Annotated in this window: 26 protein-coding genes; 16 read left to right on the plus strand and 10 right to left on the minus strand. The window is 40.3% G+C overall.

The annotated features are described in order from the left end of the window. The 3 genes from NXS00_RS17280 to NXS00_RS17290 all read right to left on the minus strand — a co-directional run. Positions 1-4,129, minus strand: a 4,129-nt coding sequence (locus NXS00_RS17280; protein WP_258100507.1) for an Ig-like domain-containing protein, incomplete at its 3' end; no start/stop codon positions are given. 38 nt (positions 4,130-4,167) lie between these two features. Further along, positions 4,168-4,296 carry a hypothetical protein gene (locus NXS00_RS17285; protein ID WP_258100508.1) on the minus strand — a complete coding sequence of 43 codons (129 nt, stop codon included), beginning with the start codon at positions 4,294-4,296 and terminating at the stop codon, positions 4,168-4,170. Between the two features lie 270 nt (positions 4,297-4,566). Continuing rightward, positions 4,567-5,778, minus strand: a complete 1,212-nt coding sequence (locus NXS00_RS17290; RefSeq protein ID WP_258100509.1) for a TCR/Tet family MFS transporter — start codon at positions 5,776-5,778, stop codon at positions 4,567-4,569. Between the two features lie 161 nt (positions 5,779-5,939). Here NXS00_RS17290 and NXS00_RS17295 point away from each other — a divergent pair, with 161 nt between their 5' ends. From NXS00_RS17295 to NXS00_RS17330, 8 genes are all read left to right on the plus strand, one after another. Further along, a complete protein-coding gene (locus tag NXS00_RS17295) occupies positions 5,940-7,580 on the plus strand; it encodes a TldD/PmbA family protein (protein WP_258100510.1) in 1,641 nt (546 codons plus the stop codon). A gap of 19 nt (positions 7,581-7,599) precedes the next feature. Further along, complete coding sequence (locus NXS00_RS17300) at positions 7,600-8,916, plus strand: TldD/PmbA family protein (RefSeq protein ID WP_258100511.1); 1,317 nt, start codon at positions 7,600-7,602, stop codon at positions 8,914-8,916. Positions 8,917-9,032: 116 nt separating this feature from the next. Then, on the plus strand, positions 9,033-9,644 hold the full coding sequence (locus NXS00_RS17305; RefSeq protein WP_258100688.1) for a DUF4159 domain-containing protein: 612 nt from the start codon (positions 9,033-9,035) through the stop codon (positions 9,642-9,644). Positions 9,645-9,749: 105 nt separating this feature from the next. Next, positions 9,750-10,742 (plus strand): AAA family ATPase, encoded by a 993-nt coding sequence (locus NXS00_RS17310; RefSeq protein ID WP_258100512.1) that lies wholly within the window; start codon positions 9,750-9,752, stop codon positions 10,740-10,742. Beyond that, the gene (locus NXS00_RS17315; RefSeq protein WP_258100513.1) at positions 10,743-11,630 is read left to right on the plus strand and encodes a DUF58 domain-containing protein; all 888 of its coding nucleotides are present in this window, start codon (positions 10,743-10,745) and stop codon (positions 11,628-11,630) included. Then, the gene (locus tag NXS00_RS17320; RefSeq protein WP_258100514.1) at positions 11,630-12,784 is read left to right on the plus strand and encodes a BatA domain-containing protein; all 1,155 of its coding nucleotides are present in this window, start codon (positions 11,630-11,632) and stop codon (positions 12,782-12,784) included. Before NXS00_RS17315 ends, NXS00_RS17320 begins: the two co-directional genes overlap by 1 nt. After that, positions 12,781-14,976, plus strand: a complete 2,196-nt coding sequence (locus tag NXS00_RS17325) for a DUF4175 family protein (RefSeq protein ID WP_258100515.1) — start codon at positions 12,781-12,783, stop codon at positions 14,974-14,976. Before NXS00_RS17320 ends, NXS00_RS17325 begins: the two co-directional genes overlap by 4 nt. Continuing rightward, a complete protein-coding gene (locus NXS00_RS17330; RefSeq protein WP_258100516.1) occupies positions 14,973-16,631 on the plus strand; it encodes a hypothetical protein in 1,659 nt (552 codons plus the stop codon). Before NXS00_RS17325 ends, NXS00_RS17330 begins: the two co-directional genes overlap by 4 nt. Here NXS00_RS17330 and NXS00_RS17335 read toward each other — a convergent pair. From NXS00_RS17335 to NXS00_RS17350, 4 genes are read right to left on the minus strand one after another with little or no spacing between them, the layout of a single operon-like run. Next, positions 16,628-17,461 (minus strand): DUF3667 domain-containing protein, encoded by an 834-nt coding sequence (locus tag NXS00_RS17335; RefSeq protein ID WP_258100517.1) that lies wholly within the window; start codon positions 17,459-17,461, stop codon positions 16,628-16,630. The two genes, NXS00_RS17330 and NXS00_RS17335, sit on opposite strands and share 4 nt — an antisense overlap. Positions 17,462-17,512: 51 nt before the next feature. Continuing rightward, positions 17,513-17,959: a hypothetical protein gene (locus tag NXS00_RS17340; protein WP_258100518.1), complete on the minus strand. Its 447-nt coding sequence runs from the start codon at positions 17,957-17,959 to the stop codon at positions 17,513-17,515. Positions 17,960-17,999: 40 nt separating this feature from the next. Beyond that, the gene (locus NXS00_RS17345) at positions 18,000-19,310 is read right to left on the minus strand and encodes an MATE family efflux transporter (RefSeq protein ID WP_258100519.1); all 1,311 of its coding nucleotides are present in this window, start codon (positions 19,308-19,310) and stop codon (positions 18,000-18,002) included. A 39-nt stretch (positions 19,311-19,349) separates the two neighbouring features. Further along, entirely contained in the window at positions 19,350-19,892 is a 543-nt protein-coding gene (locus NXS00_RS17350) for an NUDIX domain-containing protein (protein ID WP_258100520.1), read from the minus strand. Between the two features lie 76 nt (positions 19,893-19,968). On the opposite strand from NXS00_RS17350, the gene rnhB reads away from it, so the two are divergent. Genes rnhB through NXS00_RS17375 form a run of 5 tightly spaced genes read left to right on the plus strand, consistent with a single transcriptional unit; the run spans position 19,969 to position 22,638 of the window. Continuing rightward, on the plus strand, positions 19,969-20,574 hold the full coding sequence (rnhB, locus tag NXS00_RS17355) for a ribonuclease HII (RefSeq protein WP_258100521.1): 606 nt from the start codon (positions 19,969-19,971) through the stop codon (positions 20,572-20,574). Then, positions 20,574-21,212 (plus strand): hypothetical protein, encoded by a 639-nt coding sequence (locus NXS00_RS17360; protein ID WP_258100522.1) that lies wholly within the window; start codon positions 20,574-20,576, stop codon positions 21,210-21,212. The genes rnhB and NXS00_RS17360 overlap by 1 nt, the downstream gene beginning before the upstream one ends. A 26-nt stretch (positions 21,213-21,238) precedes the next feature. After that, positions 21,239-21,568: a tRNA-binding protein gene (locus tag NXS00_RS17365; RefSeq protein ID WP_258100523.1), complete on the plus strand. Its 330-nt coding sequence runs from the start codon at positions 21,239-21,241 to the stop codon at positions 21,566-21,568. A 24-nt stretch (positions 21,569-21,592) separates the two neighbouring features. Further along, entirely contained in the window at positions 21,593-22,222 is a 630-nt protein-coding gene (locus tag NXS00_RS17370; RefSeq protein WP_258100524.1) for a chloramphenicol acetyltransferase, read from the plus strand. A gap of 2 nt (positions 22,223-22,224) precedes the next feature. After that, on the plus strand, positions 22,225-22,638 hold the full coding sequence (locus NXS00_RS17375; RefSeq protein WP_258100525.1) for a DUF1801 domain-containing protein: 414 nt from the start codon (positions 22,225-22,227) through the stop codon (positions 22,636-22,638). A 1-nt stretch (position 22,639) separates the two neighbouring features. Here the strand turns inward: NXS00_RS17375 and NXS00_RS17380 are convergent, their stop codons facing one another. Next, positions 22,640-23,047, minus strand: coding sequence for a DUF1987 domain-containing protein (locus tag NXS00_RS17380; RefSeq protein WP_258100526.1), 408 nt, complete (start codon positions 23,045-23,047; stop codon positions 22,640-22,642). A gap of 45 nt (positions 23,048-23,092) precedes the next feature. Further along, a complete protein-coding gene (locus tag NXS00_RS17385) occupies positions 23,093-23,476 on the minus strand; it encodes a DUF1987 domain-containing protein (protein WP_258100527.1) in 384 nt (127 codons plus the stop codon). A gap of 292 nt (positions 23,477-23,768) precedes the next feature. On the opposite strand from NXS00_RS17385, the gene NXS00_RS17390 reads away from it, so the two are divergent. From NXS00_RS17390 to NXS00_RS17400, 3 genes are read left to right on the plus strand one after another with little or no spacing between them, the layout of a single operon-like run. Continuing rightward, a complete protein-coding gene (locus NXS00_RS17390) occupies positions 23,769-24,548 on the plus strand; it encodes an exodeoxyribonuclease III (protein WP_258100528.1) in 780 nt (259 codons plus the stop codon). Positions 24,549-24,593: 45 nt separating this feature from the next. Further along, positions 24,594-25,676: a glycine cleavage system aminomethyltransferase GcvT gene (gene gcvT / locus NXS00_RS17395; RefSeq protein WP_258100529.1), complete on the plus strand. Its 1,083-nt coding sequence runs from the start codon at positions 24,594-24,596 to the stop codon at positions 25,674-25,676. Continuing rightward, positions 25,673-26,380 carry a 2-phosphosulfolactate phosphatase gene (locus NXS00_RS17400; RefSeq protein ID WP_258100530.1) on the plus strand — a complete coding sequence of 236 codons (708 nt, stop codon included), beginning with the start codon at positions 25,673-25,675 and terminating at the stop codon, positions 26,378-26,380. The genes gcvT and NXS00_RS17400 overlap by 4 nt, the downstream gene beginning before the upstream one ends. Here NXS00_RS17400 and NXS00_RS17405 read toward each other — a convergent pair. Then, entirely contained in the window at positions 26,373-26,660 is a 288-nt protein-coding gene (locus tag NXS00_RS17405; RefSeq protein ID WP_258100531.1) for a YciI family protein, read from the minus strand. The genes NXS00_RS17400 and NXS00_RS17405 overlap by 8 nt on opposite strands. Position 26,661: the final 1 nt, after the last annotated feature.

The raw sequence follows: 26,661 nt of genomic DNA on the forward strand, positions 1-26,661 counted from the left end.
TGCTCGCGCTGTAGTCTGTGCCGTCGGTTACTTCAAAACCGAATGTTGCATATGGACTGCCGTTCTCATTTGCATCTGGTACAAAGACCAACTTGCTGATGTCTGCACTGGCAATCTCAAAGCCTGTTGCTCCAATGTCGGTGCTCGTTAACGCTACGCCATCGTATTCTAAACTACCGTCGGTAGCCAAGCTAGTCACTCGGATACCAGCAAATGCAGTACTCTCTATATCGCTGTAGTCATTGTTGAACTCGCTTGCTGCAAACGTATGATCTGTATCTTCATCTGTAGTCACTTCTTCATCAGCTGCAACTGGGGCATCATTCACTGGAGTTACATCAAGAGTCAAAGTATAAAGACTCTCAGAGTTACTTACTCCATCATTAACCTTAAAATCAAATGCTGTATAAGGGTCTCCATTTTCATCCTGTGCCGGCTCAAAACGTAGATTTCCTGCGTCTAATTCCGCAAGCAAAATCTGATCTCCAGCTGACACTTCCTCTCCTCCATCATACGTATCATTGCCATTTCCATCCAAATACAAAACGCCATTGGCTGGTAAGGAAGAAATAAGTACATAGTTAAGTGGCTGAGCGTCCAGGTCAGAATATCCAAAGTCACCTGTTGCGATACCTAAATCTGTATCTTCATTAGTTGTGAGTGTATTATTAGAGGCTGTAGGAGGGTTGTTTGAACAAGCTACGAAAACAGCATCACTGGTATAACTCGTCCCTGGGTCAGCATAGCCATCATTTCCACTAGTTACAATCCCTTTGGAATTGACAGTGAGTCCTGCTCCAAATGTACCTGAACCCAAAAGACCATTATCATCGCCATCTGTGAAACCAGCTTCTTTAACATCATTACATCCATCACCATCTGCATCTAGTTCTATCGCATCAATGATCGCATCTGGACTAGCCTCAGAGTCAGCAATTGCATAATTAAGTTTTCCTGAATTTTCATCCCCACCATTCTGCACTTCATTAGGGATACCATCTGTTCCAACCGTGCTACTAAGTTCTCCAGTTGCATGCGCCTGTGCATGTCCTGCCTCAACAGCATCATAAATACCATCGTTATCACTGTCAAGATCATAAATATTTGCTATACCATCTCCGTCAGTATCAAAGGACTCAATTGCAAAAACTCCACCTTCATCGAAGTTCATGTTTTCATCCATTTCCATGACGAAAGTGTAATTGCCAGCAGGTAGAATTACCTGACGAGCCACATAAGTCCATTGCGCACTTGATGTGGAAGTAATTGTTGGAATGGAATCCACAATTGCACCCGCAAGTCCACTGCCAGATCTTATTTTTAAGTTCCCACTTCCTGAAAGACCATCTCTTGCTGAGAAATAGCCACCATACACCACCTTTGTCTGCACTGCCAAAGAGAATGTTTGATAAACCTCATTGGCTCCACCTACGATATCCAAGTAATTACCCGGTTGATTTCGTGCATCATTAGCAGGGCCACCATTTCCATAAGCGGATGTACCGTCTACTTTCACGACATTCGGTTCTAACCCTCCGTCTATTTGCCAAGGCGAAATGTTCTGTGCACCGGCACCACCTCCAGAGTAATTGTTCCCATTTGCTAATCCTGTAATATTGTCAAATCCGCCTCCAACGAGAATGTTATTAGCGCACTCGTCCGTATCTCTTAAACCATCATTGTCATCATCTAAATCCTGAATGTTACCGATACCATCACCATCATAATCCACGTCAGCATAAGCAAGTTCCTGCAAGTACAAAATGCTTCCAGTTCCATCAAAATAGTCCGTATGTTTGATCACAATGGCATCATCTGCGGATGCGTTTAATGTTCCATCATTGTCTGCAGAAGGGGAACTAGTAGTCGTAATGCTTCCAGTGAAAACCCCTGTATTCACTCCTGTTTCAGTGATTATCACTGTTTCAGTTTCACCTGTAACTGAGTTAACCACCTCAACCTCAACTTCCTGTATCGTGTTAACACCAGTGTTTCTATCTGCATCCGTCACGGTGAAAGACAGAGAATTGCCTATAATAACATATTCATCAGCTACTAAAGTTGCTGAAATACCTGTTCCTCCTCCGGGACATCCATCACTGATTCCACTGTCTTTATAATCTTCTCCCGGGTTGGTATAACCATTAGGTGCTGAGGTCACTAAACCATTTGCATCCACAGTAATCGGCGTATCTCCTAACTCGCCATCGTTATTTGGATCATAGAATGCCGCTTCTTTCACATCATTACACCCATCACCATCTGCATCCAAATCTTGAAAATCGGGAATACCATCCAAATCTGTATCAAAATTATCGTTAACTCCATCCGTGTTAACATCTACAAACCCTGCATAGGTAGGGTCTTTAAAAAGTGGAAGTCCGTTAAATACATTAAAAACAGAAGCATCTACACCACCGCTTTCATCTATATCTGAAATTCCATCATTATCGGAATCAGCATCCAAATTATCTACGATTCCATCGCCATCTGTATCCGGTGAAACCACCACAATAAGATTTCCTGAGCCCGTGACTCCTACATCATTGGATAAGTCCAATGCTATCGTATCATACTGAAATAATCCGGCGGCAGCTGTATAATTCACCTGATCATCGCCAGTAAAACTCACAGTACTACCTGTAGAAGAACTTACACCAGAAATGAAATTATTAGTTCCACATGCTGACTCCATTTGAATAACATAGACACCACTTTCTGTTTCAGCTAAGGTATCAACTACTAAATCGATAATTGGTAGATTGTAATCGGGGTGAACCAGTCTCACCGACGCATCGAAGGAAGATACAAACCCGAAAGTTCCTGAACCTCCCTGACCTACCAGCAGTCCAATTTGCATAAAGCCATCAGATTCAATGTTGTTAACTGTAGAAACCTGACCATTTGGTACACTAAATGCACTCCAAGAAGTGAAACCAGGAACCAGTTTAGGGGTTATTCCTAAATCGGTAAGTGATTGTCCGTTTAACCTAAAACTTGCTTCCGCTGACTGCTCCAACATAACAGTTATAGTGTTCGTGGCACCTGCGAAATTTGTTAATTCAATATTTTTGCTCCCTCTACAAAAGTTAGCAGGGATTAAAGCCAAACCTTCTTCCTCACCTGACAATCCAGAAACTTGGTATAAATAAACAGGTTTAGAGGTCTCTACGTAATGAGGATCTCCAAGTGAGCCTGTAACATCAAAATCATAATAATCACCTGCATTTGTAATAGTCGTAGCAGGCGTAGCGCTTCCATCCAGATAAACTTCTGTGTTTGGTTCTGTGGCAATAATAATCCCATATTCAATGCTGTTATTACCCCGTGTTATAATGTATGAATTTCCTAACAGGCCTACCGGAACCAATTGATCTATTCCTCCATCTGCCGCACCTGCCGCGGACTGACGCAAATGCTGACCTCCGCCAATTACTACAATATCTTTATTAGCAGTTACATGTGTACCTATAAAATTATTGGTACTATTCGTACTTGCTGGATTCTTTATCAAATAGGTCTCATATTTATTTAGACCAACAGAGAAACTATTCGACTGTCCCTCTGCTACTGCCGTACCGGGCAAATCAAAATTGACCGTTGTACCATTCTCCATTGCCATTACTGAAACGAAATGAACATCGGATGCTCCATAGGATGATTCCTGAATTCTTGTTTGAGAACCAACATAAAACGCTTGACCTTGGGCTGACCGTCCTTTTAATGAAGCAAACGTCTTATTGTTTCCTCCATTAATTCTGTGCGAAATTTGAATAGGAAATGTACCTCTGAAAATCAAGCCTCTGGTAGACTCTACTGTATTAAAATTGTTGGTAATACCTGGGCCAGGGGCACTGGAATTAGTCAACACATATTCGTAGGGAGTACCTTTATACACAACAATTGTATCGTTCAATGTTGAGTTGTCCGGAGTAGTGATAATAACTACAGCAGAATCATATGGAGTTGACAACACTACACTAGAAGGGTTGTTATTTGCTCCATCTTGCGGAAACCAAACCGGAGGCAGATAATGCTCCGTATCGAATTGTGCGAACAATGAGTTAGCAGATCCTGTAAATAGAATCAACAATCCCATCAAGCAACAAATTTTGTAAAACTGTTTCATTTAAGATTATCTGTTTGTAATGTCTATAAAAGATTGTTCTAGGCTATTGGATCAGATGTAATGACCCAATCATTGGGATCAAAATGGCCTAAAAATGGCATGGTAATGCCGTGATTCAGAGACTCTAGATTGAGAGACTCGATAAGCAATTGTGTTGGTGACTTCATAATACTTATAGATTCAAGTGACTAATGAAATACGGATCAAAAAAACACTCTGGATTTTCAAAATTGAATTTTGGGTATTTCACCTAATCCGAGTGTTTCTTTCAAACTATTTCAGTGAACTAAATAATCTAAAAGCCTATTCATTCTTTGTAAATTCTCGTTGAGTGGTAGATAATTCCCGATAAACGGAGAGCTAAAAAAATGCGTTTTAAGTAACTAAAAGCGGTTTTATTTCTAATCACACCGATGATATTGGTATATTCATCTTAGTTATCTAGTCGTTTGTCTAAGAAATCGATAAGCCATAATCATAGCGACAAATGACAATAATGAAGCGAGATAAAATGGAGCACTTGGAATGTAGTATTCTATGGAAGCATCTGTAAAGTAGCCAAAGATATTGGTCATCAAAGGTGGCCCCACCACGGTGGTCAAACTCATCAGGCTAGTCAAACCTCCCTGAAGTTCTCCTTGTTCATTTGCAGGAACGCTATTGGACATCAGTCCTTGTAATGAAGGACCTGCTATTCCACCAAAAGCATACGGGATCAATACCAAATACAACATCCATCCGGTTGAACTCATAGCAATGAGAATAAACCCAAGACAGTTAAAAGCCAGGCCAACATAAACTCCTTTCGCCTGACCGATCTTATTTATAATTGGACGAATGCCCACTCCCTGAACGAGAGCAATCATTAAACCAACAAAAGCTAGCGAATAGCCTACTTCAGCTTCCCCCCAACCAAATTTCTCAATAGTGAAATAAGTCCAGGTACTTTGAGTAGCATGTGCAGCAATGTAAACCAGCACCAATGAAACTAACAGACCTGTTACGATAGGATATTTTTTCAATTGCATCAGTGTACCCCAAGGGTTAGCACGCTTCCAGGTAAATGGACGCCTGTTTTCCTTGCTTAACGATTCAGGCAACACAAAATAGCCATATAGCCAGTTGACCATCACCAATCCTGCTGCTGCAAAAAATGGCACTCTTGGCCCGTATTCACCTAACACCCCACCAATCAGTGGACCTATGATAAAGCCTAAACCAAAGGCCGCTCCCACCATTCCAAAATTTTGAGATCGCTTTTCTGGCTCTGATACATCTGCGATATAGGCATTGGCGGTGGTAAAGGATGCTCCAGTAACGCCTGCTACTACTCGCGCTACAAATAACCATCCGATTGTTGGTGCGAATCCTGCAAGTATATAGTCTAGCCCAAATCCGAATAATGACAGCAACAGCACTGGTCTTCGTCCATACTGATCACTCAGGGCTCCAACAATTGGCGCACAAATGAACTGCATGAAAGCATAGGCAAACATCAGCCACCCTCCATAGATCGAGGCATCACTTGTACTTCCACCTGTCAATTCTTTAATCAAAGCAGGGACTACAGGTAGGATGATTCCAACACCGATCACATCAATCAAGACAGTGATCAAAACGAATCCAATGGCTGCTTTTCTATTCTTCATAACTGGAATTTGAACTTACGAAAGTAGCCTATTTACACCTGAATTTGTTCACTTAATATTTATCGGAAATAACTACCGCTTAAATAAATCTTATTTGCTTTCGCTGTTCTCCGAAATAAATTATGTCAAAATAACAGTTTAACCATAAAACTCACTAGGCTTTGAAGAGACGAGATTTTGCAAAATTGGCGGGTTTAGGAGCTGGAGCAATGATGCTTCCTGCGACTTCATTCGGCAAAATAATTTCTCCGGAACATTTACTGAGTCCGGGACTAGATGTAGGTCAGAAAAAGATTCTTGCTGATGTAGCACTTAATGCTGCAAAAGGTCTTGGCGCTAGCTATGCCGATGCTAGAATAGGAAGATATTTAAATCAGTATGTCTTCACCAGAGAAGATAAAGTACAGAACGTGGTGAATACTGAATCTTTCGGTATTGGAATTCGAGTAATTGCCAATGGTACCTGGGGATTCGCATCCACCAACGATGTAACCGCTGAAGGTATCAAAAAAGCAACGGAGCAGGCTGTAGCAATTGCGAAAGCCAACTCTAAAATCCAGAAAGAACCCGTTGTACTGGCACCTGTAGAATCTCATGGAGAGGTAAGTTGGAAAACCCCAATTGTAAAGAATGCAATGGAAGTGCCTATTACTGAAAAAGTAGAATTGCTATTGGATGCAAATGCCGCAGCAATGAAAAACGGTGCTAACTATGTTAACAGTGCTCTCTTCCAGGTCAACGAGCAGAAATACTTCGCATCTACTGAAGGTTCATATATTGATCAGGATGTTCATAGAATCTGGCCATACATGAACGTGACGGTAATCGATCCTGAAAAAGGTAAATTCAAAAGTCGTCAGGGACTTTCAGCTCCGATGGGTATGGGTTATGAATACATGACTCCAGATGCAAATGAATCAATCGAAGGAATTGGTGGAGTAACGCTATTTAGAAATAGATATGATATCGTGAGAGATGCTGCAGAAGGAGCACTTCAAGCGAAAGAAATGCTTTCTGCCAAATCTGTCGAGCCTGGCAAATATGACATGATGCTAGAGCCAAACCACCTCGGATTGACCATTCATGAGTCTGTAGGTCACCCATTAGAACTTGACCGTGTATTAGGCTATGAAGCCAACTATGCTGGTACAAGTTTCGCGACGCTAGACAAATGGAAAGCAGGCGACTTTAATTATGGAAGCAAAATCGTCAACCTGGTAGCAGATAAAACCCAGGTTGGATCACTAGGTGCTGTAGGGTTTGATGATGAAGGTGTTAAAACCAAAAAATGGGATTTGGTAAGAGACGGTGTGCTGGTTAACTACCAGGCAATCAGAGATCAGGTTCATATGATCGACCAAAATGAATCTCACGGATGTTGCTACTCTCAGTCTTGGAATGATGTTCAGTTCCAAAGAATGCCAAACGTATCCTTAGAAGCTGGAAAAGAAAAGTACTCTCCTAAAGACATGGTGAAAGATATCGAAAAGGGTATCTACATCGCTGGTAGAGGTTCATATTCTATTGACCAGCAACGCTACAACTTCCAGTTTGGAGGTACAGTCTTCTACGAAATCAAAGATGGTGAAGTAGTAGGCATGCTCAATGATGTGGCTTATCAGTCCAACACGCAAGAGTTCTGGAACTCATGTGCCAAAATCTGTGACGAGTCAGACTACCGATTATTCGGTTCATTCTTTGATGGAAAAGGCCAGCCTTCACAGGTAAGCGCGGTATCTCATGGATCTGCAACGTCTAGATTCAATGGAGTGAATGTCATCAACACTGGAAGAAATATTTAATCAAAAGCATCTAATTAAAATGGCAATATATACTAAAGAAGAAGCGAAGCAGATTCTCGAAAAGGCCCTTTCATTTTCGAAAGCGGATACTTGCGAGATCAATTTGAGCGCTTCCAACGAAGGCAATATTAGATATGCCCGTAACACGGTTTCTACTGCTGGATACCAATCCAATCAAACGCTAGTAGTACAGTCAAGTTATGGCAACAAAGTAGGAGTAGCAACAATCGATGAGTTTGATGCCGCTTCATTAGAAAAAGTAGTGCGTAGATCTGAAGAACTAGCTCAGCTTTCTCCAGAAAACCCAGAATTCATGCCCCCACTAGGTCAGCAAGAATATCTGGAAACGAAAACTTACCATGAGTCCACAGCTAAAATCACCCCCGAATACAGAGCACAAGTAGCTGCATCTAGTATCGAGCCAGCTCGAGCAAAAGATGTAACTGCTGCTGGTTTCTTGAATGATTCTGCAGGCATGTCCGCCATGATCAATAGTGCTGGTCTGTTTGCTTACAATCGGTCCACCAATGTAGACTTCACAGTAACCATGAGAACCAATGATGGCACTGGATCTGGTTGGGTAACACGGGATTTCAACAATGTAGATCGATTTGATGCTAAGGAAGCTTCTAAAGTGGCAATCGATAAAGCAATCATGTCAAAAGAAGCCAAAGCGATAGAACCAGGAAAATACACGGTGATTCTAGAGCCTGCGGCTTCCGTTCAATTGTTGGGCAATATGTTTGGCTCATTCAATGCCAGAACCGCTGATGAAGGCCGTAGCTTTATGTCTAAAGAAGGTGGTGGAACCAAACTAGGAGAGAAAATAGTCGATGAAAGAATCAACATTTACTCTGATCCGCAAAACACTTTGGTACCTACAAGCCCTTGGGCAGGAGATGGTCAGGCCTACAAAAAAATGAATTGGATAGAGAATGGAGTGGTTAAAAACCTCGCTTACTCCAGATTCTGGGCCAAAGAAAAAGGAGTAGATCCAGTGCCTTTCCCTAGCAATGCCATCATGGATGGTGGAACTGCTTCTCTGGAAGAAATGATTAAGAGTACCAAGAAGGGGATTTTGGTAACACGTCTTTGGTATATCCGAACTGTAGATCCACAAACATTACTCTACACGGGACTGACAAGAGATGGAACGTTCTTTATTGAAAACGGAAGAATCAAACATCCTATTAAAAACTTCCGATTTAACGAAAGTCCAATCATCATGCTGAACAATCTGGAGCAGCTAGGTCAGCAAGTAAGAGTAGATGGAAATCTGATCCCTTACATGAAAGTGAGAGACTTTACGTTTACCAGTCTTTCTGACGCTGTTTAATCAGTCAAATAAAACCTCAAGCCACCTTTTCGCTTTTGAGAAGGTGGCTTTTTTTACCCTCGAATGATCAAAAACAATTGCAACCGTTCAAGCAAACTCACTGAGTGAAGAACAACTTGGAAAAATTCTTTTTTACGAGACTTCAGTATGAATCCGGAGATTGGGATGTGGATCAACGCATGCCTTCTAATTTGTTGAATTCGTTGATTGAGTACACCACATTGCCTGTGGACACGGTGGAGAACATTGTTCCTCTTGGAAGTGATGAAATATTCAGCTGTCCATTTTGCTACATCTCTGGTCACAAACTGGTGCAATTCACCAAACTAGAACGAGAAAATTTCAAGAAGTATGTAGAGAATGGTGGATTCGTCTTTGCAGATGATTGCAATCATGATATTGATGGGCTTTTCGCCAAATCCTTCGAGCGACAAATGGAAGAAATTTGGCCTGGGCAATTGAATAAAATACCGAACAATCACCCTATTTACACGGCTTTCTTTGAGTTTGATGGACCACCAACAACCTCACAAGAACTGAACGGCTGGGGCGATGACATAGTCCATGACTACCTGAAAGCCATTCTCGTAAATGATCGAATTGGTGTCCTATATAGCAACAAAGACTATGGATGCGAATGGGATTACGACTTCAGAAACAAACGATGGTACAAAATTGATAACACGCGATTCGCTGTGAACATTGTCATTCACGCGATGACTAGTTAGATGTTAGATGTTAGATGTTTTAATAAAATATTGAATTAATCGAACATCACTTTATGGCTAATTGGAATAAATAAAATGGGTTTTAACCCTAAACATTCAGAAAGAATGAACGAAGAGTTAAAGAAAATAGAGCAAGAAGTTAACGAGTTAACGTCCAAACTCACGGAGCTTAAAAAAGAGATCCATAAGGTCATAGTAGGTCAAGAAGAGGTTCTTGATCAGATCATCGTTTCGATGCTTGCGAGTGGACACATCCTGGTGGAAGGAATGCCTGGGCTAGCCAAGACATTGATGATTAAATCCATCTCACAAGCTCTGAGCTTAAACTTCAAAAGGATACAGTTCACGCCTGACTTAATGCCTACAGACATTCTTGGGACGGAGGTGATCGAAGAAGATGAGCATGGCCATAAAAAGTTTAAGTACAACAAAGGACCCATCTTCTCGAACATCGTTCTGGCGGATGAAATCAACCGAACCCCTCCAAAAACTCAAGCGGCATTGCTAGAAGTCATGCAAGAATACTCGGTAACTTATGGAGGAACTGAGTATGCCATGGACAAGCCTTTCTTCATCCTGGCAACGCAAAACCCTGTAGAGCAGTCTGGAACATTTCCCCTTCCGGAAGCACAAACAGACCGATTCCTGTTATATGTGCTGATCGGATACCCAACGGAAAGTGAGGAATCTCAAATCCTAAAGCAAACAACTGGCAAGAAACCAGAACCCATTAAAGCAGTGATGACTGGTGAAGATCTCATCAAACTGCAAAAATATACACGTGAAGTTCACATAGAAGATGAACTAATTGACAAGGTGAGCAAGTTGGTGCGACTGTCAAGACCTGAATCATCATCGGTAGAAGAGGTCAAGAATTATGTTGATTTTGGTGCCGGACCAAGAGCCGGACAAGCCATTATTTTGGCATCTAAAGCTCATGCGCTCTTACAAGGAAGGTTAGCGGTAACTCCAAAAGACATTACTAGTGTGACCTATCCTGCCATGCGACATAGAATCATGCTCAACTTCCGAGCAGAATCAGAAGGAATTATTACGGACCAGGTTATCAAAGAATTGATCAATACAGCAAAACTCTAAGTGGTTAAATCGGATCCATATCGCTCATTAGGCCTTAAAAAAGAGCCACTCTCTAGTATCGAGGATTTCGATTGGCTAGTTAGAACCGTGGCTCTTGGTGAGCACATGGGTAAAAAAAGCAGTCGACGACTGGGAGTAGGGCTCGAATTCAGCCAGTATCGACCATATAGTCAGGGGGATGATTTGCGTCAATTGGATTGGAAAATTTATGCACGAACGGATAAGTTCTACATCAAGCAATCAGAAATTGATACCAACATATCAGTAACCTTCATTCCAGACCAAAGTGCGTCCATGAAGTATGAAGAGAATGGATGGTCCAAACAGGCACACGCTAAATTACTAATGGCCTTGTTGGCTTATTTATCTTCTGAAGCTGGTGACAAATACGGCATAGCTGGAATCAATGAAAAAGATCTTGGTCTCGTTCCTCACATTGGAAAGAAACATTGGCAGCGATTTTTGAATCATTTAATCACATTAGAGGAGTCAACTTCTTTTACCAAACCTATGATTCCCAAAGTTCAGGAGAAGGAACTATTCGTCGTTTTCTCAGACCTCTATGAAAAAGATGAGGAATGGCTCAACTTCATTAAAAATCTGAAGACAAGAAGAAATGAGGTTATCGTATTTCACTTGATGGGAGACGATGAGCTCAATTTCAACTTCAGCAAAACAACACTCTTCAAAGACCTGGAGGATGGATCTGAACTCAAAATTGATCCAGCAAGCCTAAAAGAAAACTATCAATTACGTCTGCAAGAATGGGTAACAGAACTTAACGAGAATTTTCGAAACGAAGGTGTAGACTACATGCTAGTGAACATGAACGAGCCTGTGGAACAGCTTATCCATAAATTCATGTGGCATAGACGAAAACTGAGCTAATGAATTTTGGAACTCCTACATATCTCTATGCTCTTGCCGCTATCGCTATCCCAATAGTGATACACCTGTGGAGTAAAAATACCAAGACAAAAGTTCCTTTTGGCAGTCTGAAATTCCTAAAAGAAACCGAAACCAAAACCACTAAACACCTTTTTCCAAGTGAACTCCTGCTGCTTGCTGTTCGGATTTTACTCATTGGCAGTCTGGCCGTACTATTTGCCGCACCTTTTATAAAAAAGCAAGCAGAATCAAAAACCGCCCATCTGGTAGATCCGAACCTAGAGTTGGAAACTCTGTCCAAACTCCAGAAAGAACTAAACCCTGAGGAATCATTTTGGCTAAGCCCAATCAAAACACCCATTGAATCTCCAGTAAGCTTTGGAAATATTGATACCTGGAGTGCTTTGAAAAATTTCAGTGATTATGATAGTGTTGTGATTTACTCCACTCAGTCCATGACAAGTTTTCAAGGAGAAATGACCACTCTAACGTCTAAAGTCAATTGGATACAACTACCGACTGAGACTAAGAACAAAATCATTCAGCAGATCTCTAAGGAAGGAAGAAATACGGCCATTCGCATGATTTCCAACTCTGAAGCATTACGTTTTGAAACGGAGGAAATAGCATCAGGTGCTCCTCAGGTTGTGAAAATTCACCTTCATTCTGATGAAAAACATGAGAACTTATCCAATTACCTCCTGAAATCAATTACTGCCATAAACCAATTGAATCCAGTAAATTTTGAGGTAATTGAATGGAATAACGACTCTCAAATTTCTGCTGAAGATTGGTTGATTTGGCTATCGAACGAACCTGTTACTTTTAGAAAACGATTAATCCATTCCGATTCTTCCGCAGCATTATTGGACCAACAATCAGAGTTGATTTACGGCATAAATCCAGATATCACAATTGAAAATATCCTTCAAAGGAATTTGCCTCTACTTTTGGAGACCGCATTGCTAAAACCCTTGAATGATCAATTGGATATTTATGATCAAAGAGTCACACCAGAGGTTTATTTAAAATCAGGTAGCCACAACTCCACAGCAACTTTTGCCAATCAATCCATCATCAACTGTGCGTTGCTTTTATTTCTGATACTGTTATTAACAGAACGATTACTCAGTCAAATCCTTGTTAAAAAATGACGGCAACTAAAGTCATATCGTCAATAGGAAGTAAGTGGCGCTTCTTGATTTGGATGAAAATCCTCATAGGATGGCTGATCATGGCTGGATTGGGCTATTTGACCTTTGCAGATCAATTATCACTCGGTTTTCAAGCGCTATTCGTAGTTTCTACATTTGTCATATCTTTCTTACTTTATCGTGATCAGCTACCAGAAGAAGAACAAGTTGAAGCACTCATCAATTCGCAATTACCAGAATTAGAATATAGTGTCTCTCTGATCAATCATACACCACAAACGAGTCTGGCCTTATTGCAGCAGCAGCGAGTTATTGAAAAACTAAGCATACAATCAAAAAACATCTCCTACCCCATTCACTGGAGACAGTTACTGTACATCTTACTATTAAGTGGGGTAACCTCATTTGCCGCAGACTGGCTGTCAACATTCCAAAAAGAGTCACTAAACAGCCAATCAACCCCTAAAAAAACATTTATAGTAAATGGCAATTCTAAAACTCTAAAGACCTCATATGATTTGAAGGTCATCATCAAATCACCTGCTTATTCAGGTATCCAAACAGTTTATCAATCAAATGCTGATCTAAAAAATGTTCTGGAGAGATCTGTAATCAGCTGGAATCTTCATTTTAATCATAAACCAACCACTGCGTGGCTCAAGTTTTCAGATGGAGATAGTTTAGCATTAATAGGAATTGATAAAGATTTAAAAGCAAGCTATAAGCCTAATAAAAAAGGATTCTACACCATCAACTTCATTGATGATCAGGAGCAATTCCATTCTTCAGCCTATTACCAATTGGATATCATTCCTGACAATCCTCCAGAAGTGGAGATTTCGGGTATTCCACAATATCAATCCATTATGCCTGGAGAGGCTAACGGCACCACTTTTACAGCAATCGCTTCGGACGAGTATGGCCTAACTGATGCTTACCTGATTGCCACCGTTACCAAAGGGTCAGGAGAAAGTGTGAAGTTTCGAGAAGAGAAAATACCATTCAAAGATGCTATTGTTGGTAGAGAGTTTACTGAAAAAACCACCTTCACACTGGAGCAATTTGACATGGAGCCAGGCAATGAATTGTATTTCTACCTGGAAGCCTGGGACAATCAAAACCCTCCAAAAGCCAACAGGACGGAAACCTATTTTTTCATCTTCGAAGACACTGCGGAAATTGCTTTTAGTCTGGAAGGAGATCTGGGAGTAGACCTAATGCCCGAGTATTTCAGAAGTCAACGTCAAATTATTATTGACTCAGAAAAACTATTGAAAGAAAAATCATCCATTTCAAAAGAAGAGTTTAACCAACGAAGTAATGAACTTGGGTTTGACCAAAAAGCGTTGAGGCTGAAATATGGTCAGTTTATAGGTGAGGAAGCAGATAGCGGATTGGATATTGAAAATGAAGTAGAAGCCGATCCTGATTTGACGCAACCTGGACAGGTAGATGTATTGGCTGATTTTGGACATGATACGGATCATGAAAATGAAGAGGGACAGCTCATGGATAAAGGAACGGAACATCATCATGATCCTGTAGAAGAGCTCAGCCATTCGCATGATGATACCGATCAGGCTACCTTTTTAGAGGAATCGATGAAGAGCAAGTTGCGTGCAGCATTAAATGAAATGTGGGATGCTGAGCTTTATCTTAGATTATTCAAGCCTGAAGAATCGCTTCCTTATCAATTCAAAGCACTAAAACTGATCAAGGAGATTAAAAATCATGCTCGAATTTACGTGCATCGCATGGGATTTGACGCACCTCCAATTAATGAATCTAAAAGCCGATTGACTGGTGAACTAGAAGAAGTAAATGGTGATACCTATCAAAACACTTATAACTATTCAGAGCAATTGATAGCTACTAAGAAACTTATTGAAGCCATCAGCCAATTACAAAAACAAAGTTTCCCAGTTGAAAACAAACTCCAAAACTTACTTCAACAAGCAGGTAATGAACTAGCTCAATTTGCAATTGATGACCCATCCAAATTCTTAGGTTTGCTATCAGAAATCAGGGGTATTTCAGATCAGAGCCTATTGCATCTTGTTGAATTAATGGACTTAAAAAAACATTTAGTGGATGTACTTCCGGCTCCTGAGCAGAAACCGAATTTAGATGTTCAACCATCCCATGAATTACTTGAGCAATTTGTGAAGGAGTTAACCAAATCCAACCCATGATCGCATTTGAGGAAACATATCATTGGATGTTAATCCTCCTTGTAATCGTTTGGGCAACAGGTATTGGGCTAGATATAAAATACCGCGTTAGCCGGATGCGATGGCCTAGAATGATCGTATGGTCAATAGCCATTTTAGCAATCGCCTTATTCTTTTTACAACCTTATCAGTATCGAAAAAAGCAATCGATTAAGGCTGCTTTGATCAGCAAATCTTCCTCCGTTGACTCCTTGAGACGAGCTGGTTACCAAATCCTTAAAAATCCATCAGACTTATTTAGCAATACCTATTCTGAGTTGATTTTACAAGATACAGCTCTGGCTCAGTGGCAGTTAAAGACTATCCCAGCAGAAAAAATTACAAGTAAACATCAACCCGTAACTGGGTTATTATACTTTCAATTCGAGCAAAACATCCTTCAAGGAAAGAATACTTCCCTGAAGATAACTTCACACTTTGAAGACAACTGCATCCTGTACCTTTTGGACGGAAAATCCATCATGGATTCTACGAGCCTTAAAAAAGGAAACCAGCAGACGACCTTCGGTTTCACTCCGAAGGCTGCGGGCAATTTCACTTACCAGGTCATTGCAACCATAGGTACGGATACAATTAGCAAGGAAATATTACCATTTACCGTATTACGAGCAGAACAGCCTGCAGTGCTTATGCTCCAGAGCAACCCAAACTTTGAAGCACGATTTATCAAAAACTATCTGGGCGATTTCGGGTATTCAGTCAGTTCCAGAACTAGAATTTCAAGAGACCTATTTAATGAAGAATTTGTCAACACCTCTCGAAAAAACCTTAAAAGAATTACCTCTACACTATTAGAACAGTTTCAATTGATCATTCTGGACAAGACTGCCTACAATCTTTTAAGCAGTGGTGAAAAACAGCTAATCAAAGACAGAAATAAAGTTGGTAATCTGGGCATTCTGTTGATCAACACGGCACCGGCTGAGATGAACAATCTTTGGACCTATGCTCCTGCCAGCACTGAATCCACTTTAGAGATCAACGGGATTAATTTTGAAAATGAAATCATTCGTAGTTTTCCCACAGTTAAATCCATAAACAAGACAATTGGCTACTACGAAAGCAATGGTATTGGAAAAGTTGAATTGCTGACGATTGAGAGTCTATATCAACTAGTATTACAAGGACAACAAGCTACTTACAACACGATCATCCAACAACTCACGGAAAGCCTTCTTCCTTATCGGAAAAAAAAGGGTTTCATTCAATTGACCAACACGCCAATATTACATGAAAAGACGAATGTAAAATTCATCTCTTCCTCCTCAAATCCAACAATAGTTATTGACAATACCGAGCACCCAATTCGTGAGTCAGCCTATCGACCAGACTTATATGAAACGGACTTCTGGCCTCAAAAGGAAGGCTGGACTAGTCTTTATATACAGCCGGATTCGATTCAATATGATTACTATGTCTTTGGCTCGAATGATTGGTCGGCAAAAAAAGCAAATGACTTATTCTTACTAAACGATCAGTATTCACAGACATTGATGAGTAACTCTAATCCCATTCAAATTCCGGAAAAGTTTTTCTTGCCAAAGTGGATTTATCTGGTGGCGATCATTTTGAGCCTTGGATTGCTCTGGGCAGAGCAGCGGTTTGTGAATCCTTAAAGCATCCAAAAAGTAACAAAAAAGAGAAAAGCACGATATAAAAACATGCTTATAATAAAGGAAACCAAAACCACTATTGTGTTAAACCAACGCCTCTTTTTTTCGAATCCATAAAAATTCCTTTCGGCATTGTAGACAAAGAAGCCTATAAGAAATATTACAGATAAACTACTGAAGGTTTCGGAGTTGGTAAAACCAAGACCGATAATTTTGAAACCAATTAACAGCAAACCAAATATCTGCATACATGCCACCAAAATGTAGATCATAAGTTCCAATGCGATGGTTAAATGATCCGCTAAAAGCTTTTTTGCTGAACCAATGTGAATGATCGAAAACATAGCCGCCACTAAGAAGACCATCACAATCAATAGCATTTTACTAAGCTCAGTTGTTTTGGCATTGTATCGCGTTTCAAATTCCTCATAGCTTATATCCATAGCTTCAACTTGATTTGCGACCATTCTTGATGCTTCTTCACTATGCAGAAATGAAAATGACTTTGTTTGGTGATAGAGGGTCGTATTGAATGTGTTGAATATTGGAAAAAGAAAGTACAACAAGTTCGCCAGGAAAAATAGTGACAGAGGCCTCATGTAAGGTTTTCTGACTCCTTTAACGTACTCATAAGACACAAAACCAGGTTTCCGAACTATCAATACTAAAGACTTCCATAATTTACTATCTGCGAAAGTGATGGCATTTACCAACTCTCCCAGAAAATAAACCAATCTTCTGTCCTTCTGATCAATTACTTTTTCACCGCATTGATTGCAGTATTTACCTTCAAACTCATTGGAACAAGACAAACAGCGGTTTTCCTGACTCATAGAGCCAAAATAATCAAATCATAGAATATGATGATCAATCCGAATGAATAATCAATCCTCCAGCACTTCACCAACGATAGCTCGTAACTTCTCAATGGCAGGATTAATACCATCGATTTCAGCCAAATATTCAAAGGTCACACGTTTTTGCTCTCCATCTACCGTGATTTCAAGCCATTCTGCACCCCCATCAGCACAGTCGGGACAGCCAATCACTTCATCAAGTGCTAGAAATTTTTCCTGATTGATACCAGCTAGTATGGATTGTTGCTCCTCTGAAGTTAAGGTGCGTTTGTGCACTATTTCCTGATCATCAACCCAGGTCTTTTGTACAATAGTTAGCAGAGTTCCGTTCAGATATGTTTCCGTCAAACAGTAACCGATACATTCCCCAAAGGAAGTTCCATACTCTAGTTCACCTTCAAAAGTTGTTGCTTCCTCTTCATCACAACTCAACAGAACTGAAGCAATAATCATCAACAAGAACAAATGTTTCATAGCAAAGCAGTTTGCCTATAAAGACACTGGAATCGACCAATCAGTTGAAATGGATTTTGTCTGTAAGCTTTTTAAATCGAGTGATATGCAAAACAGCTGCCACTGTCAACCCGCCAGACAATGCATACCAAATTCCGTCAATTCCAAACCCAAAAGTAAAGCCTAGCAAATACCCCCCTGGAATGGCAATTAACCAGTATGCAACAAACGTAATTAACGTGGGTACTTTAACGTCAGTTAGTCCTCTCAAGACACCTAATCCCACAGCCTGAATTCCATCTGAAACCTGGAAAGCTGCAGCAATTACCAATAGTCCTGAAGCGATTGATTGTACATATTCATCTTTGACATACAATCCAGTAAGGAAGTCTCTAAATAAGATGAATGTAAGAGCTGAAAACGACATAAAAATGGCAGCAGTTGCGAATGAAGTATAACCAGCCATTTTCAAATTTGGCAGATCCTTCAATCCCATTTGATTGCCAATTCGAACCGTAGAAGCAGCTGCAAGTCCTGTGGCGCACATGAAAGAAATAGCCGCAAGATTAATAGCGATCTGATGTGCTGCCAATGCTTCTGCACTAATCCAGCCTGTCATCAAAGCTGCCGTTGCAAACGCACCTACTTCGAAAATATATTGCATACCTGATGGCACGCCTATTTTGATCATTCGCTTCACTACCGCCCATTCAAAATCAAAACGGAATCCAGACATGCTTTTTCTGATAATCCAGATCATCATAATAGCCATCACTATTCGACTAATCAAGGTAGCCCAAGCAGCACCATTCAGCCCTAATTCAGGAAAACCTAAAGCACCATAAATCAGCACGTAATTCAACCCTACATTCACCAAATTAGCGACAATTGATACAACCATCGGGTTAAAAGTATCTGACTTACCCTCTGCATATTGCCTGAAAGTCTGAAACAACATCAACGGCACCAAAGACACAGCAACAATGATAAGGTAGGGCTTTGCTGAAATAGCCACCTCTTCTTCCTGACCAAAATGCATCAAGAAAAAACTAGCGATTAAAGCAACCGCCATTAGCATCAATGACAACACAAAATTTAATATGGTCCCATTCTGCAACAGCTTCATGAGCTTGGACTGATCGGTTGCATCTGTTGCAGCAACCAAAGGGGTCATCGCATAGCTAACTCCAATTCCAAACATCATAAGCACATGAATCACAACCCCAGCAAAAGTGGCTGCGGCAAGCGGAATAACACCCACGCGGCCAACCATCATGGTATCAGCTACAGACACCATGATGTGTCCAAGCTGTCCAATTACCACAGGGTACGCAAGCGTGATATTTTTACTGAAATGTTCTTTAAGAGTCACCTATTCTTGAGTTTGGGGCTGCAAAGATAGGTTTTAGTATTAAAGGCCAAGCATCCTTCCTAGTTTCAATATAGCCACCATGCTCAAACTGTCAGTGATCTGACCATCCAACACCATTTGGTAAGCTTCTTTGAAAGGGAGTTTTTTAATCTTAAGATCTTCAGATTCCTCAAACTCTGTTTCCCCTTGAGTTAAGTCCTCTGCCAGATAGGCAAAACCAACCTCATCAGTCACCGAATTGGAAGTATGCATCTTCACGAACTCAGTCCATTTATTGGCAATTAGCCCTGTTTCCTCCTTCAACTCACGTTTAGCTGAGTCCAACTTTTCATCCGCTTTGGGACCACCACCCATAGGAATTTCCCAACTATACTCACCCAAGGTATATCGCCACTGCCCGACCAACCAGGTATTTTGATCCTCATCCAGGGGAATGATGCCAATTGCATAACTTTTGAAAAGCACTTTTCCATAAATCCCCTCACCTCCACCTGGATTGATGACTTGATCCTCCTCTACTGTAATCCATGGATTATCATAAATTTGTCTAGAGCTGAGCTTTTGCCAGTTATTTTCTTCCATGTCTCAAAAATATAATGTGTGCTGCTGCTAAGCGACACATTATTCAAATGAATGACTCGGAATATATTAGAATCCTATGCTTGAACCATATTTACATAAAGATCTCATTGAAGCTGGTTGTGATGAAGCGGGTCGAGGATGCTTATCTGGGCCAGTAGTTGCTGCTGCAGTTATACTGCCAAAAGACTATCATCATGAAATCCTAAACGACTCCAAGCAACTCAGCGAAAAGCAACGTTATGCTCTGCGTGAAGAAGTGATGAGAGATGCTATTAGCTATGGAATTGGTATCGTCTCTCCAAAAGAGATAGATGAAATCAATATTCTCAATGCTTCCTTCAAAGCCATGAACCTGGCCGTTTCTCAACTAAAACAAACGCCAGAAATGTTGCTAATTGATGGCAATCGATTCAAGCCAGAGCACAACATCCCTTATGAATGCATCATCAAAGGGGATGGCAAATACTATGCGATAGCTGCTGCTTCCATTCTTGCCAAAACCTATCGTGATGACTTGATGAAAAACTTAGCAGAAGAATTTCCCGGATACGGATGGGAAACAAATTATGGGTACCCAACTCCACCACATCGTAGGGCAATCAAGGAAATGGGGCCGACTCCTCATCACCGCATGTCTTTCCAGCTCCTACCTCGTCAGTTAGAATTGTTCGGCAAGAAATAATGAAACAAATAATAAATCAGCTATCGAGTCATCTGGGAGATCGAACTCAAAATCCGAATAAAGCCTTGGCTCAAGAGATCATTACCTCTCAAAATAAAGAAGCTCTGAAAGTGATCAGAAAGTCTCTCAAAGAGGAAACGGATATTGACACCATCGCTGATTTACTGAAGGTACTAGAAGTAATGGGAGAATTGGACAGTGGATTTTCCCAGTCATGTTTCCCAGAGATATTCCAATACTTAAATCACTCCAGCAATAAAATCCAATGGAGAGCTATGTCTGCACTCAGTACCATTGCTGAGTTTCACATTGATAAAATTTATACAGAGTTACCACTGATCTTGAAGTTGATGGAGTTAGGAACTGTAGTTACTAGAGATCATGGAGTAAAGATTTTACTTTGCCTTTATTCATCTGAAAAGTATCAACAAGAAATCGCTCCCTTATTAGCAGAACAAGTTTTGGGGGCTCCAGACAATCAAGTAGGACAATATGCTGAAAAGTGGTCAAAAATCATTAATCAAGAGCACATTCCTTTAATAGTTGACACTTTAGAAGCAAGAGCCAAAGAATTAGATAAACCTGCTCATCAAAAGCGAGCAAGTAAGATTCTTCTTAGCTTACGAAAAAAAATATAAACGTTAGTTACTGTTAACATGGACATATGATCAACTGGGAAGATTTTGAAAAAGTAGATATGAGAGTAGGCACCATTATAGAGGCTTTGGACTTTCCTGAAGCACGAAGACCTGCCTATAAACTCACGATTGATTTTGGAGAACTGGGCATTAAAAAAAGTTCGGCTCAAATCACTCAGCGACACAGACTATCCGAATTAAAAGGAATGCAAGTGATCGCAGTGGTCAATTTTCCACCCAAGCAAATTGGCCCTTTCATGAGTGAATGTTTGGTAATGGGTGTTTATGCGGAGAATAAAGAAGTTGTGCTTATTCAACCATCTCAAAATTGTCCCAATGGTTCCAAAATTGGTTAAATTTCTAGTTCACCTCTTCAGCAAATGAAATCAAAAATTGATATAGATTCCTGGAATAGAAAGGAGCATTTTAACTTTTTCATCAATTTCGATGATCCATTTTTTGGGCTTACTACGAAACTTGATTGTACCAGAGCCTATCAAAAATGTAAAAAACAAGGCACCTCACTTTATTTTTATTATGTCTATCAAAGCCTAAAAGCTGCCAATCAAATAGAAAACTTCAGATATCGAATTATAGACAATGAGGTATGGTGCTTTGACAATATACACGTATCAGCCACCTCTCTTCGACCTGATGAGACTTTCGGTTTCACCTTTGTAGAATTCTCGGAAAGCCTGGAAGAATTCATCAAACAAGCCACTTTGGAAAAAGAAGCTGTCAATCTATCTAGCGGACTGAGATTTAATGAAAATACCAGCAGAATGGATACTATACACTACTCAGCTATTCCGTGGATAGATTTTACGAGTCTATCACATGCTCATAGCTTCAAACATCCCGATAGCTGCCCAAAAATAAGTTTTGGTAAAATCCATGAGGAGAATGGTAAAAAGGTTTTACCTTTTTCCATACATGTGCATCATGCTCTCATGGATGGAAAGCATGTTGCTGATTATTTGGAATTACTTCAACAGCTTTTAAACAAATAACCATGGCAGAATTAAAGACACAACCACACGATGGAGATGTTAATGAGTTTTTAAACAAGGTAGAGCCTCTCTCTAAAAGAGATGATAGTTATAAGGTCAAAGAAATCATGGAAGAAATCACTGGGGCAAAAGCTGTGATGTGGGGACCAAGTATTATTGGATTTGGTGATTATCATTACAAGTATGCCAGCGGAAGGGAGGCTGATTGGTTCTACACAGGGTTTTCACCCAGAAAGCAAGCTTTAACACTTTACATCATGAGCGGCTTTTCCAGATATGAATCATTGATGGAAAAACTTGGCAAGTTTAAGACTGGCAAAGGATGCCTTTATATTAAAAAGATTGATGACATTGATATCACAGTACTCAAAGAACTGATCACAGAATCCGTCAATTATTTGCGTTCAAAAAATTAAATTAAACCGCAATCAATCTACCATAAAACTCCTCTGTTTCCACCGCATTAAACACAAATGGCAGATGATGAATTACTTGAAAAACTTCACCTGTCTCCATCATATCAATATCTTCAGACTCATAATTCCAGACAACAGTAACCAATGCTCCGTTCGCCTGAAACACCTCCAGCTGCTCTAGTATCTCACTAATCCATTTTACGCTGGCCGTGTTGACATGTACTAATGATAAGTTGAGATTAATTTCTGGCAGTCCTGCAAACTGTACAGCAATTTGAGAAAGAACTGGAGCATATAAACTTCGGGTATAGAAAGTGTTAGATCTTCCTTTAATGGATATAGATCTATTCTCAGGGTCAAGAATTATTCTGGGTGAGCTGTTGGATCTGGTGATAATGATATTTTTCATCTTAGTACGTTTGATTCAGATACGAAGTATGTACCCAATCTGGATTTAATAGTCTAACTCTATGTAGTTGAATGTCAACCCCAACAAGTCCTCAAAATCTTCACCAGTCTCGATCATATCTTCATCATCCTCCTCGTAGTACCAATTGACGGTAATCTGTCTACCACCATCATTATCCAATGTCTTCAACACTTTTAGCATATCAAACAAACACTTGCTACTACTTGTATTGAAATACTCTAGAGCAACCTCCACCACTACTTTACCGGAAACCTCAGAAAACAACTTCTTGATATTGTTGATAATCGGATAATAAAACTGCACAGCATTTTCAGGAGTACTTTTACCTTTTAGTTCGATCTTCTTGCTTTCAGAATCAAGCAAAATATAGGGTGAAGTCTTCGTCGCTTCAATCTGCAAGTCTATCATGGTGGTTAGTTTTATTAATGTCGTTTAGCTCACTTAAAATAATGTAAAAGACTATCTAATAGCCATTTACTATTACTGACAAACTAATTAACATGAAAAAATGATTTAATCGCGATCTACAAAACTGATTTATCTCAGGATTGAAAAGTATTTCGAGTAGCTACCTTGAATATTCTATGAAACCCTACTTTTTAAGAATAGACAATCAACAGAGTATTCACCACAAATTACTCGAAGATCGCCAGATGAATGTTAACTTCGAGCAAGGTTTAACTTCGACGATTATATGACTATGGCAGCATTGAAATTGATATCCTGGAATGTGAATGGCATCAGAGCCATTATGAAGAAAGACTTCTTAAAAGATGTACAAGAAATGGACCCTGATGTGCTGTGTCTTCAGGAGACAAAAGCACAAATACCCGATGCCGAAAAAGCATTGGAACCATTAGAAGGTTATCACATTTATCTCAATTCGTCCAAAGCTCGCAAAGGATATTCCGGCACTGCTCTTATTTCTAAAGCAGAGCCAATAGCAGTTACATACGATCTGGGAATAGAAGAACATGATCAGGAAGGTAGAGTCATTACAGCTGAATTCGAAAAATTCTTTCTGGTTACGGTCTATACACCAAACTCAGGAGCGGGAATGGTAAGATTGGATTATCGATCTACCTGGGATGAAGCATTTAGGGATCATTTAGTCGCTCTGAATGAAATTAAACCAGTCGTGGTTTGTGGCGATTTGAATGTAGCACATACAGAAATAGACATTGCAAGACCTAAAGCCAACTACAACAAAACTTCGGGCTACACTCAAACAGAGATTGATGGTTTGGATAATATATTGGAAGCAGGGTTCTTAGACACATTCCGTTTATTCTATCCAGAAGAAGTAAAATACAGCTGGTGGAACTATAAGTTTCAGGCACGAGAGCGAAATGTAGGGTGGAGAATTGATTATTTCCTAACCAGCGAAGAGTTAAAAGATCAACTTAAAAGTTCAGAAATACACAATGATCGCTTTGGATCAGACCACTGTCCTGTGAGTATCGAGTTGGACCTGAACTAATAAATCATTCATTTAATTACTTTTGCGGTTTAAACAAAATACCCCATGGATATAAAGCAAATACCTCTTCATGAACTGCATGTTTCCCTAGGCGGAAAAATGGTTCCTTTTGCTGGCTACGAAATGCCAGTAAGATATACTTCTGATAAAGAAGAACACATGAAAGTTCGTGAAGCCGTTGGTGTTTTTGATGTATCCCATATGGGTGAGTTCATGATTGTTGGTCCAGGAGCTTTGGATCTAATCCAAAAGGTAACGTCCAATGATGCGTCGAAGCTTGTAGATGGTCAGGCTCAGTATTCTTGTTTCCCGAATGACAAAGGTGGAATTGTTGACGACTTAATCGTTTACCGTTTCAATGCAGAAAAATACATGTTGGTAGTGAATGCTTCTAACATTGACAAGGATTGGGACTGGGTTAGCTCGCACAACACCTTTGAGGCGGATATGATGAATGTTTCTGATGACATAGTGCTATTCGCTGTTCAAGGACCTAAAGCAACTGAAACACTTCAGAAGCTTACCAATGTAAACCTTGGCGATATCAAGTTCTACCATTTTGCAGAAGGTGAGTTAGCCGGAAAAGAAATGATCATCTCTGGCACTGGTTACACTGGAGCTGGAGGATTTGAGCTATACGTACGCCAGGAAGATGCTCAGGAAGTTTGGAATAAAATTTTTGAAGCTGGAGAAGAGTTTGGGATTGCACCCATAGGTCTAGGAGCCAGAGATACGCTTAGACTTGAAATGGGTTACTGTCTGTATGGAAATGACATTACAGATGAAACATCTCCACTTGAAGCAGGGCTTGGCTGGATCACCAAATTCACAAAAGACTTCATCAATTCCGACGCACTTAAAAAGCAAAAAGAAGAAGGTGTATCCAAACGATTAGTTGGTTTTGAAATGGTGGACAAAGGTATTCCTCGTCATGACTATGAGATCACTAATGAAACTGGTGAGGTGATTGGCAAAGTAACTTCTGGCACCATCTCTCCACTATTGAATAAGGGAGTTGGACTAGGTTATGTACAGAATGGATATCACACTGCTGACAGCAAGATCTTCATCAGCGTCAGAAACAAACAATTGGAAGCAAAAGTAACTAAGCCTCCATTCGTCAAATGAATCACGTAGAAGTATGCTTAACTCCTGAGTTGATTCATCAATTCGAGTTAAAAGATAAAATCGTGGTAGCTGTGGATATTTTCAGAGCTACTTCATGTATGGTTACAGGTATGGCTCACGGAGTTGAAGCTATATACCCTGTAGCTACAGTAGAAGATTGCTTTGCTCTTGGCAAGGATAAAGGAATGATCACGGCAGGAGAAAGAGGTGGAGCCAAAATAGAAGGTTTCACTATTGGTAATTCTCCTTACGAATACATGAAGGATGAATTCAAAAACAAGTCCATTGTAGTAACCACTACCAACGGAACTAGAACCATCCTGGCATCTTTAGAAGCAGATCAAATATTAATTGGCGCCTTTCTTAACTTAAAGGCTGTTGCAGATCATATCAGCTCATCTCAGAAAGATGTCATTATCCACTGTGCTGGATGGAAAGGAACTGTCAATGTGGAAGACACACTTTTTGCAGGCGCACTGATTGAGGAAATCAAAGCTTCGCACCATTTCAGTGGAGACCCGGCTCTTATGGCTTTGGAGCTCTTTAAAAGAAATGCGCATGATCTCTTAGAAATATCAAAGCAGTCATCTCATGCAAAAAGGCTGGCAACATTTGGAATCGGAAAGGACATTGAGTTTTGCATGAATCAAAGCTTGTACAGTGTCCTTCCAGAATTCAAAGACGGAAAACTCCAGGTTATTTAACAAACATTGGAGGAATAGCACATTCGGTAATCTCTACTGAGTCCCAAACGTTACCAACTATATAGGGCTCAGTAGACTTCCACTCTTCCAGATCAGCTTCGGTAGCGAAGTTCATCACCATTACCGAGCCTACCATTTTCCCATTTTCAATCATCGCCACAGCATAAAGGATTTTACCATCTTCTTTTAGCTTGGTCACTCCTTCCAAATGTGCTGGACGCTGTTCTTGTCTTCTTTCAGCAGCATCTGCTCCATCTCTTCCTATTACTAAATAGTGCATT

Origin of the sequence: Marinoscillum pacificum, from assembly GCF_024714495.1 — a bacterium.
Classification (GTDB): domain Bacteria; phylum Bacteroidota; class Bacteroidia; order Cytophagales; family Cyclobacteriaceae; genus Marinoscillum; species Marinoscillum pacificum.

What these genes read in the sequence shown, in the direction of transcription:
- NXS00_RS17285 (WP_258100508.1), bottom strand. Translation starts at nt 4,296, where the DNA reads ATGAAGTCACCAACACAATTGCTTATCGAGTCTCTCAATCTAGAGTCT.
- NXS00_RS17290 (WP_258100509.1), bottom strand. Translation starts at nt 5,778, where the DNA reads ATGAAGAATAGAAAAGCAGCCATTGGATTCGTTTTGATCACTGTCTTG.
- NXS00_RS17300 (WP_258100511.1), top strand. Translation starts at nt 7,600, where the DNA reads ATGGCAATATATACTAAAGAAGAAGCGAAGCAGATTCTCGAAAAGGCC.
- NXS00_RS17310 (WP_258100512.1), top strand. Translation starts at nt 9,750, where the DNA reads ATGAACGAAGAGTTAAAGAAAATAGAGCAAGAAGTTAACGAGTTAACG.
- NXS00_RS17320 (WP_258100514.1), top strand. Translation starts at nt 11,630, where the DNA reads ATGAATTTTGGAACTCCTACATATCTCTATGCTCTTGCCGCTATCGCT.
- NXS00_RS17325 (WP_258100515.1), top strand. Translation starts at nt 12,781, where the DNA reads ATGACGGCAACTAAAGTCATATCGTCAATAGGAAGTAAGTGGCGCTTC.
- NXS00_RS17330 (WP_258100516.1), top strand. Translation starts at nt 14,973, where the DNA reads ATGATCGCATTTGAGGAAACATATCATTGGATGTTAATCCTCCTTGTA.
- NXS00_RS17335 (WP_258100517.1), bottom strand. Translation starts at nt 17,461, where the DNA reads ATGAGTCAGGAAAACCGCTGTTTGTCTTGTTCCAATGAGTTTGAAGGT.
- NXS00_RS17340 (WP_258100518.1), bottom strand. Translation starts at nt 17,959, where the DNA reads ATGAAACATTTGTTCTTGTTGATGATTATTGCTTCAGTTCTGTTGAGT.
- NXS00_RS17350 (WP_258100520.1), bottom strand. Translation starts at nt 19,892, where the DNA reads ATGGAAGAAAATAACTGGCAAAAGCTCAGCTCTAGACAAATTTATGAT.
- rnhB (WP_258100521.1), top strand. Translation starts at nt 19,969, where the DNA reads ATGCTTGAACCATATTTACATAAAGATCTCATTGAAGCTGGTTGTGAT.
- NXS00_RS17360 (WP_258100522.1), top strand. Translation starts at nt 20,574, where the DNA reads ATGAAACAAATAATAAATCAGCTATCGAGTCATCTGGGAGATCGAACT.
- NXS00_RS17365 (WP_258100523.1), top strand. Translation starts at nt 21,239, where the DNA reads ATGATCAACTGGGAAGATTTTGAAAAAGTAGATATGAGAGTAGGCACC.
- NXS00_RS17370 (WP_258100524.1), top strand. Translation starts at nt 21,593, where the DNA reads ATGAAATCAAAAATTGATATAGATTCCTGGAATAGAAAGGAGCATTTT.
- NXS00_RS17375 (WP_258100525.1), top strand. Translation starts at nt 22,225, where the DNA reads ATGGCAGAATTAAAGACACAACCACACGATGGAGATGTTAATGAGTTT.
- NXS00_RS17380 (WP_258100526.1), bottom strand. Translation starts at nt 23,047, where the DNA reads ATGAAAAATATCATTATCACCAGATCCAACAGCTCACCCAGAATAATT.
- NXS00_RS17385 (WP_258100527.1), bottom strand. Translation starts at nt 23,476, where the DNA reads ATGATAGACTTGCAGATTGAAGCGACGAAGACTTCACCCTATATTTTG.
- NXS00_RS17390 (WP_258100528.1), top strand. Translation starts at nt 23,769, where the DNA reads ATGGCAGCATTGAAATTGATATCCTGGAATGTGAATGGCATCAGAGCC.
- gcvT (WP_258100529.1), top strand. Translation starts at nt 24,594, where the DNA reads ATGGATATAAAGCAAATACCTCTTCATGAACTGCATGTTTCCCTAGGC.
- NXS00_RS17400 (WP_258100530.1), top strand. Translation starts at nt 25,673, where the DNA reads ATGAATCACGTAGAAGTATGCTTAACTCCTGAGTTGATTCATCAATTC.
- NXS00_RS17405 (WP_258100531.1), bottom strand. Translation starts at nt 26,660, where the DNA reads ATGCACTATTTAGTAATAGGAAGAGATGGAGCAGATGCTGCTGAAAGA.